Source organism: Vibrio sp. 10N.222.54.E6 (assembly GCF_041473955.1).
GTDB lineage: Bacteria > Pseudomonadota > Gammaproteobacteria > Enterobacterales > Vibrionaceae > Vibrio > Vibrio tasmaniensis_A.
Window position 1 is genome coordinate 1,104 of record NZ_JBFRTD010000046.1, and the last position, 8,835, is coordinate 9,938.

Sequence of the window (8,835 nt, forward strand, 5' to 3'; positions counted from 1 at the left end):
GGAGTCACCAGTAACACAGTGGACGTGGAGGTGACCAATGCCATCGTCACCTCGCTCACCGTCACGCCTTCACAGGTCTTAGTCGCGAAAGGTCAAACACAACAGTTACTTGCAACAGCGACCTACAGTGATGGGACCTCATCAGATGTCAGCCGTTCGGTCACGTGGACACCGGATGAACCACAGACAGCAACGGTCACGCCTACTGGTTTATTGTCTGGGGACACAGTCGCCACCACGACGGTTGAGGCTTTCCTAGACGGAGTCACCAGTAACACAGTGGACGTGGAGGTCTATGCATGTAGGAGTACGGGAGCTTCATGTCTTGACATCTTCGATACTGGTAGTGGGAAATTGTTTACAAATTCACCATCCAAAACGTTCCTAGATAGTAGAGGAGGCAGTACAAATAAAGGTTTTACACAAGAAATAGGAACTTCAGGTCCTACTGGGGATTTCTATATTTTCGATTGGAATAACGCAGATTCATTGTGTGACACATATAATTCCAAGAGTATTGCAGGACGAACCAACTGGCGTTTAGCTACTGTGAATGAGTTAAGGGGACTATTCAACACAAATGGAAATATGTTTACTGCTCGTGGCTGGGCAGTCAGGATAAATTACTGGACATCAACGTCTCGTGGTCCGGGCTATGCCAATATATCTCTCAGAAATGGTCACTCTGGGCTCACTATGCCGAGCGACGACTATCTTTACGCATCGTGTGTCTCTGTTCCTTAGCGGCAAACGTCTGAGTCTTAGATTTCTCTCTCAAAACCACCTACCTCGGTAGGTGGTTATATTAGTGATTTTAATAAAGTGCTTGGCAGGTACTTTAATACATTAGTTAGTTATCAAGATAAAACCTAGGCAGATAGATATTGAGATGAACTGGTAGTCTTCTTCGATGAAATAACCTACCAGAAGTGCCGAAGTATATTGATGATGTCAGCTAACTTAAATATCTTGGTTATACCTATTATTGGTATTGTTTCTGGATATTACCTTCTAAAAGAGGGTGTTTTAGGTTTTGACTTATTAGGTATAAGTTTTTTGTTGTCGGCAATTGCCATCTGTAGTGGATAAGGGCATTTGGCCAACAACATGCAGGGTGGTCGTATGGTTGTAATACTAGAAGTAATCCGCAAAGTCAGGATGTTCTATGGTTCGTAACTCAGAAGTGTCCAGCTTCGTGCTGACAGGGTAGATCACATTTTACCCGTGGCAGCTAGATTAGTAAAAACACTGACACGGTTTTGGTCCAAAGCTTGCCATCTTGATTTTGGGTCGAAAAATCCCGTAAGAAATTTCACTCTACATATAGTGTTAAGCGAGATCTAACTCTGAGATAATTTCTTGCAGAATGAGCTTGGATTCACTATCTAATCCTGTCAAAGGGGTTGGTAAACATGGGGATTCAGCATAGCCTAATATTTCTGCCGCACTGACCATCACCCTCATGGCACCGAGATTATCTGAGAACAATTGCCACAGTCTGTCATATCTTAGAGAGAGTTCTTTCGCTTGCGCAGGGGAAGAAATTTTGGCTTGCTTAAATAAGTATAGAGCGGTGAGTGGGAACAAACCTGCTAGGACGGAATACCAAACGTCACATCCTGCTTGAATGCCATTTGAAGCGAATACGTCACCACTAACTCCAATCGTTACATTGCCTGGCAGTAGTTTTCTGAGAGCTTGAACTCGGCATCCACCCTGATCTTCAAATTGCGCACCAGGGAACTTTATTGACTGCACCATTTTTAGCTTTGCAATCTCAGCATGGAGTTCGTGACTAAAGGTAAAATGGGTAGCAGCTGGGTTGTCGTATACACAGATAGGTACCGAAACGCTCTCCGATACACGTCGATAGAGTTCATAGACTTCTTCATCGAATAACCGATGATAAGAAATAGGCGCGAGTAAAAGACCTTTTACGCCGAGCTGCTCTGCTTGCTCAGCATTAGCAAGCACATCCCTTAATCGTAGCGACCCGATGCCAGCCAAGACAGGAATTTCTCCTGCCATTTCAACTGCTGTAGCAATCGCGTTATGTTTCTCTGATGCGTTTAAATACGGATATAAACCTGTTGACCCTAAGGCACATATAGAATCAACCCTTGCGTTAATTAAACGGCCAAGAATCTGACTATAAGCGGTCACGTCGATTCGTTCATCCGACATCGGGGTGATCGGGAAAGCACTGATTCCTTTAAATATCATAGATAAATTCCTTTCATTATGTGTGTTTACCGAGTGTTATGCGACCATAATGAGCCTATCGCAAATACATTAAACAGGATGGTAAAGATAGACAATGATCTGCACAGCCAAGACTGGACACCAAATTAAGTGACTTTCCATACCTGTAGTTATTCATGACTTTCTAATTTAGCAAAGGTACTGATTTATTTTTGTCCAGAAACTTCATAGGCTAAATTTTTATCCGTCACTTTTTATCTCGAAAGCCGTCAACAAAAGTAAGCTATTCCCAACGGATGAAGTGGCAGGGAAGACGATCTTCTTAGCGATCCAGGATGTCTCCGTACAATGGACGATGCCCATATAAGCAAATGGCGACAAGTTCTGAACCGCTTTATAATTATGTTCGAAGACCGATTAACTGCTTATAGGTAACCAGGGCAGTTACAAAGAATCCTTTATATATACAGGCTTTGGGGCTTTATCAATAATCGACTGCACAAATATATCAACGCATTCAGGCGTAAGTGGTAGGCTTAGTGATGGTTCGGTTATCTCAAGTTCCAGCAGCAGCGGCCGACCATTTTTACCTTCAATGAAGTCTAATCTCGCGTACAGAAGTGGTTGAGAAAGACCAAGATTGCTTTGTACTAACCTCAATATACGCTTCGCCAACGCCTTCTCTTCACTATTCGCTTCTTTTAGCTTGCGAAATTCCATGTCCGGCGTTTTAGTCTCACCACGTTGTGCGAGCAAAGGTTCCTTCTTAATCGCATGTGAGTACGTATGATCAAAGTAAATCATGTTCGTTTCACCATGCTCTTCAATCGTATGTAGGTATGGTTGAATAATGACGCCCTTACCTAGTCCTAATAGGTAACGCACATGCTGAGTTATTTTGTCTAAATCTTCGATGGACAGACGAATGACACCGAATGAATAGGCACCAACTGTTGGTTTAATCACGACTTCGTGAACTTTCCAGTAGTTATCTTGAAGATTAGCAACGGCTGCTTGAATCTCAGTTTCTGAGTAGATGATTTCTGTCGGGACAATTGGGACACCCTGCTTCTCGAGTTGTTTCAAATAACTCTTGTCTGAGTTCCATCTGATCACCGATAGAGGATTGAGCAGTACTGAACAATTTTCAACTTGTTGGCAAAATTCAATGAATGGCTCAATTTTCTCCATATAGGTCCACGGTGAGCGCAGGACAACCACATCATACATAGCCCAATCGTGGTTGGGGCTATCCCAAAATATCACATCAACTTCCACGTCAGTACGCTTAAAAGCGTCCAGAATATAAGGCATATCATAGTCGACAGCTAGGCTATCACTATCTGAGACTAAAGCGACTTTCTTTGTTGCGAGCATTTAACTATTCCTTTTACTACCAGGGAAGAAGGGATTCCATGTGAATAAACTGACCACTCACTAAGCTGTCAGCATCAAGTGCCACTTTTATCGCTGTGAGGGCTCCTTCTTTTGGGGTTAACATCCCATCGCCATCGTTTAAGTCGGTCTTTGTATAGCCGGGATGGATGCTATTTACCGTTATCGAGGTATCTCGAAGCTCATAGGCGAGGTGAGCAGTCCAAGAATTGAGGGCACTTTTTGAGGCACTGTACGCTGGTAGAGATTTAAATTCATCCGTGTATGCGTATGATTTGGTGTCACTATGTAACGTCACCGATCCCAATAAGCTCGATACATTGAGGATTTTTCCTTTCATTGAGCGCTTGAGTAAAGGTAAAAAGCTGCGGGTTACGTTTACCGTACCAAACAAATTTGTATTGAACGTTTCAAACCATTTTATGAGTGGTTGTTCAGACGGCGGTGTGCCATATTCTTCAACCCTTATTGCTGCGTTGTTTATAAGTATATCGACCTTACCAAACAAGGTTTCAACGATATGGACGGCTTCTTTGATAGATTTGTCGTCGGTAATGTCCATACATAAGCAATAGACTTCGATACCTTGGAGGTTCAGGTTAGCAGCAGCCTCTTTAATTGCTGCTGCTTTTCTACCAGCAAGCAGTACCTTATGACCTTGCTTGCCAAGTTCTGCTGCAATTTCAAAACCGATCCCTCTGTTTGCTCCTGTAATGAGCGAAATCTGTGAGTCTGACATTCAGCCTTCCTAGCTCTTAACTTTCATAAAGTGAGTTTGTTTCTTCCCTTCTATCAACTTTCCGACGACAATAATGAAACAAAGAGCCAGTAGAAGTGTTAGAAAACTGAGTATCGCCATCCAGTTACCGAAGCGCTGCGCTATGAATCCGGACGTAATTACAGGTATCGAAAATCCGACATAAGAATAGATGTACATGCCAGCCGTAGAGCTTGCCTTGTCGATGTTATGGTTACTCGTAAACTTAAGTAGCCCCGCCATATATGTGAAACCATAACTTGAAAGGCTAGTGCAACTGGCTCCGAAAAGAATGATCGTGATAGATTCATGATAGTAGCCAAGTGCTATGAGGCTAAACCCAAATACCGTAAAGAAACATCCCAATATTAGGCTTGAGTTTGGGTGCAAGCGTTTAGCAATGTGTTGAGTCAAAAAACCAGTGCAAATAGATAGGAAAACCATTAAGCCAGTCCAATCGCTTAAACCCATCTCATTGAGAAGTATTGGTACGATTGCGATGACCATACCCGTTGTAGCCCAAGCTAACATCATGCCTAAACCATACGACCACGTGTTGGTGGGGAAGCAAGGCAATGTAATGAGTTTGAGATTTGGTTTTATGGTTTGGTTGCTCGGCAATCGAACCAGCAACAACAACAACAAAGAAACGAGTAGAAATAGACTGAGGTAACTGTATGGCAGCACTGTCATGCCAGCTACGTTTAGGCTCACACTTGTCGCAAGTGCACCACTACCAAACCCCAACGACGTAGACGCGGCCACTAGCAACGTACCAAATTTTTGTTCTCGTTCATCAATAAGGTCGTATATATACGCTGAGACTGAGGTTGTGGTTAAGGCGGTAGCAACACCCAATAGCAGTCTTGCGACAAATAACGAGGTCCAATTTGGCTGAATGACGAGCAATGCCGTTGCCCCCGCACTTAACAATAGTGCAAGGAATATGGGTTGCTTCCTACCTACTTTATTTGAAATACCCCCTAGCATTAATAGAGTAGGCAATAGACCCAATACATAGGCAGCAAAGGCGATGGCGACCGCCGCGGGGCCCATGTTACTGTTTTCGGCATAAACACTGTAAAGAGGTGCTTGAAGGTTTACAGAGTAGGCCACACAGAACATGACCAACGCCAACACACTTAATGAAATTCGTTTTTCCATACGAGTATTCCTTTCGTTGATAATTATCGTTGATAGCGTTTACATGTCACGTGTACTATTAACATAAATCCAGTATTTAGAGGGTGAACTATGCATTACATTCAGCTGTTATAGACTCTTCGCTCCAAGTTGTAATAAAAGGGTCCGTTTCTTCATTACCAAGTTGATCAAACAACTCAGTAGACAAATATCTTTCTCCTGTATCTGGTGCCATTGCCAATATCACGCTTCCTTTAGATGCAGATTTAGCCACTTCTAAAGCTGTAGCTACCGTTGCCCCGGCAGAGATACCAACAAGAATGCCTTCGTGACGAGCTAAGTCACGTGCCGTCGTGATCCCCAAATTTCCATCAACAGTGACAAGGTTATCCACCACACTCTTATCCAGCACACTTGGTATGAAATCTGGGGTCCAACCTTGGATGGGGTGAACTTTCCATTGGTCCTTTGCGAGGATCTGAGCACCTTTAGGTTCTGGGACGACAATTTCAACCTCCGGTCGTGCCACCTTCAGCATCTGTCCAATACCCGTAAGAGTTCCGCTTGTACCAAAGCCTGTGACAAAGTAATCCAAACGCTTACCAGAAAAATCACTGAGTATCTCACTTGCTGTCGTTTCACGATGATAAGCAGGGTTAGCTGGATTATCGAACTGGCGGGGTCTGAACCATCCATTCTGAGCTGCAAGCTGGTCGGCAATTCGATTACCGCCGCTACTACCTTGTTCACTTGGGAACAAGATGACTTCACCACCGTAAGCGCGAATTAGCTTCCTGCGTTCTAGCGAATATCCATCCCCCATTACGGCGATAAATTTGTATCCTCTGGCTGCGGCAACCATGGCCAAGGCAATTCCAACATTACCTGAAGTGCATTCAATAATTGTGTCGTCTTTCTTGAGCAAACCTTTTGTTTCAGCGTCTAACACGATTGAGAGTGCAAGCCTATCTTTGACTGAACCAGCTGGGTTGAAAGACTCCACTTTGACATAAACCTCGACTCCCTTTGGAGCAAGATTGTTTAGTTTGACAATTGGAGTGCATCCAACAGTTTCTGTTATTGAGTTATATAAAGGCATCTACGTTCTCTCGTTAGTTTTTATTTGAAGGGACACAGTCTTGGTCGTTTCACACTAGCTTCTTGCAACTGATACTGACGCCATTCGAGGTTTTCTTCTTCTCCATAAAACCCCAACTCAGTTGGCATCACTCCGTTGTTGTATTTTTTGACACGATTTCGAATACGCTCTCGAGCCTGCCTGCCACCTTTCGTTTCACCATTAGCGACCATGTCAAAGACCTCCCTTGCGTTAATCACAAAATTAAGGCGTGAGCCGAGATTCCGATTTCTAAGCACTTGATGCTTGTCTGAGCTCATGTTGATAAACAGTTCGACACCATTAAAGCAGTATGTCCATTTAGATGCCTCGGGGTCGATAGGTATATGCCTAGGCCATTGAGCGACATCGTGCTCATGCGTCCAATTTAAGACTTCCCAACCAAGCTTGTGCGGTGCCATTGAAAGTGAAAGGTCCGGAGAAAAAAACACCACTAATGGCGAGAACATACGCTTATTAACTGGAGTGGAATTCAACATGTCCGTATAAGCAATCAGTCCATGCAAAAACGGGTAGTAAGTGTTGTGTTCATCCGACTCACAAAACAGCACTTGGATAGTCTTAGAGTTCCACGCTCTGCGGCTAAACAGGCAAGGGAACTCAGGGGGCGCTGACTCTCTTACTGAATTCTTCCCACGCTTCCTTCTTCCAGTTTGAAAACTGATTCAGTTCTTGCAACAGTTCTGCATGTGTATACAAGGTTTTATGTTGCTCATTAGGCGCAAGAGCCGCAGGGTTAGTTTTGATGATTTCCATGACTTAAACTCTTATTTTTTTTGAATAGCGCATCCACGGCTTGAATGATGAGATCTAGTCCTTCTGTATTGGCTACTGACGAGTGGCTATCTGCACAGAACTCAGCAAGTTCTAAGCCCATAATTTGGTTGTTAGGAAGTGACTCGAATAGATCCAATAATTGGGCGACTTTCAAGCCTCCCTCGACTTTGAAGTCAGCGGAAATCTGCCCCGGGTCCATAACGTCCCAATCCACATGAACCCAGACTTTGGAATCACCAATGAATTTGATGACTGACTCTGGCGTCAGAGTTGAAGGGGGAAAGTGCATGAGACCTGCATTATTAACGTTGTTAAGTTCTTTTTCATCGATGTCATGTACGCCAATTAAAGCAACATTATTAGGTTTAACTCCCGCGCCAAAACCGCTATCCCACAGGCCGCATGTAGCAGCCAATACCATCCCGCCGAGATAACCGGTTTCTGTCGTTTCAGGGGTATTAAAGTCACTGTGTGCATCGATCCATAGGACCTTTATGTCAGGAAAAGTCGATGCAACAACGGGCAGTGTCGCTAAGCTCGCTGAGCAGGTATTTGATGCAAATAGGACAGGGCTATCGCCAGTGGCTAGTAAATGGGAGATTTTTGTCTGCAACAGAGCGAGGGTCTTTCGAGATTCCTGGAGTGCAACACTCCAATCATCCGATTTCGTAGGCGATCGTTGCCCTACGTAGTTAGGTGTAATGTCATAATATAGAGCAAGTTTATTTGCTGTGAGCTTTGCGCCCTCGAGCATACGATCTGCTCTGTCCGCGACACGTCCTTGAGAGCAGAGTATTTGAAAAGGCATTTAGAAAGACGTCAATATATTAAAAATGAAGTCTTTTTATAGCTCAGCTAGATAAATATAAAAAAATAATAATGATTATTTATTATCAAAATAACTTTCAATATTAATTGAATTAATAAAACCCCATATATTATAAGGGTTTCTATTGACTTTCCGTATTCTCGTTTTAACGTGTTGTAGGTGAGTAAATTTGGCCACTAGGCTAGAGGTTTTACAAGACCTTAAATAATTCATGAAATATTAATTTAATAAAACGTGTAACTCAGAAATGTCCGTGCGACCTGAAGTCGTATGAAACGTTGTTCACCACGAAGGGTGAACCATCTGTACTACCAGATGCCCCTAGGAGCCTGAATAAAGAAGCGGCTCTGACAATGTAACGAAGCTTGGTTGTTGACTGAGCTGGAAGAATCGTTAGAGGACGTTCCTCCTGACAACCACAAGTCGGGTGAGTGCTAGGGGGGCAATATGATGAATATAATGAATCCATTTAAGGCGCGTTATATGATGAAGCAGCGGAAGTGGTTAATACGCTGTAGCCAAAAGGCAACGAGAGTCGGGAAGAGATTGGACATTACTCTTTCGTGGTCATTGCACTCTCCGCACCATTGTGGG

Annotated in this window: 9 protein-coding genes and 1 pseudogene; 2 read left to right on the plus strand and 8 right to left on the minus strand. The window is 43.6% G+C overall.

Annotated elements, in window-relative coordinates:
- The coding region (locus AB4513_RS22485) for an Ig-like domain-containing protein (RefSeq protein WP_136975498.1) at window positions 1-744 on the plus strand (744 nt) is incomplete at its 5' end.
- 585 nt (window positions 745-1,329) lie between these two features.
- Here the strand turns inward: AB4513_RS22485 and AB4513_RS22490 are convergent.
- Complete coding sequence (locus AB4513_RS22490; RefSeq protein ID WP_017100374.1) at window positions 1,330-2,223, minus strand: dihydrodipicolinate synthase family protein; 894 nt, start codon at window positions 2,221-2,223, stop codon at window positions 1,330-1,332.
- A gap of 235 nt (window positions 2,224-2,458) precedes the next feature.
- Here AB4513_RS22490 and AB4513_RS22495 point away from each other — a divergent pair.
- Window positions 2,459-2,637 (plus strand): annotated as a pseudogene (locus AB4513_RS22495) (IS256 family transposase); the annotation flags it as partial.
- A 9-nt stretch (window positions 2,638-2,646) separates the two neighbouring features.
- Here the strand turns inward: AB4513_RS22495 and AB4513_RS22500 are convergent.
- The 7 genes from AB4513_RS22500 to AB4513_RS22530 form a co-directional block, all read right to left on the minus strand.
- The gene (locus AB4513_RS22500; protein WP_017100375.1) at window positions 2,647-3,579 is read right to left on the minus strand and encodes a RimK family alpha-L-glutamate ligase; all 933 of its coding nucleotides are present in this window, start codon (window positions 3,577-3,579) and stop codon (window positions 2,647-2,649) included.
- Window positions 3,580-3,595: 16 nt separating this feature from the next.
- The gene (locus tag AB4513_RS22505) at window positions 3,596-4,336 is read right to left on the minus strand and encodes an SDR family NAD(P)-dependent oxidoreductase (RefSeq protein ID WP_017100376.1); all 741 of its coding nucleotides are present in this window, start codon (window positions 4,334-4,336) and stop codon (window positions 3,596-3,598) included.
- A 9-nt stretch (window positions 4,337-4,345) separates the two neighbouring features.
- Window positions 4,346-5,518, minus strand: a complete 1,173-nt coding sequence (locus tag AB4513_RS22510) for an MFS transporter (protein ID WP_102258450.1) — start codon at window positions 5,516-5,518, stop codon at window positions 4,346-4,348.
- A gap of 88 nt (window positions 5,519-5,606) precedes the next feature.
- Window positions 5,607-6,596 (minus strand): cysteine synthase A, encoded by a 990-nt coding sequence (gene cysK, locus AB4513_RS22515; RefSeq protein ID WP_017100378.1) that lies wholly within the window; start codon window positions 6,594-6,596, stop codon window positions 5,607-5,609.
- Between the two features lie 20 nt (window positions 6,597-6,616).
- Window positions 6,617-7,186, minus strand: coding sequence for a YqcI/YcgG family protein (locus AB4513_RS22520; protein ID WP_240798337.1), 570 nt, complete (start codon window positions 7,184-7,186; stop codon window positions 6,617-6,619).
- Window positions 7,187-7,235: 49 nt separating this feature from the next.
- Window positions 7,236-7,391, minus strand: coding sequence for a hypothetical protein (locus AB4513_RS22525; protein WP_017100380.1), 156 nt, complete (start codon window positions 7,389-7,391; stop codon window positions 7,236-7,238).
- Window positions 7,372-8,166 carry an arginase family protein gene (locus AB4513_RS22530; RefSeq protein ID WP_017100381.1) on the minus strand — a complete coding sequence of 265 codons (795 nt, stop codon included), beginning with the start codon at window positions 8,164-8,166 and terminating at the stop codon, window positions 7,372-7,374. Before AB4513_RS22530 ends, AB4513_RS22525 begins: the two co-directional genes overlap by 20 nt.
- Window positions 8,167-8,835: the final 669 nt, after the last annotated feature.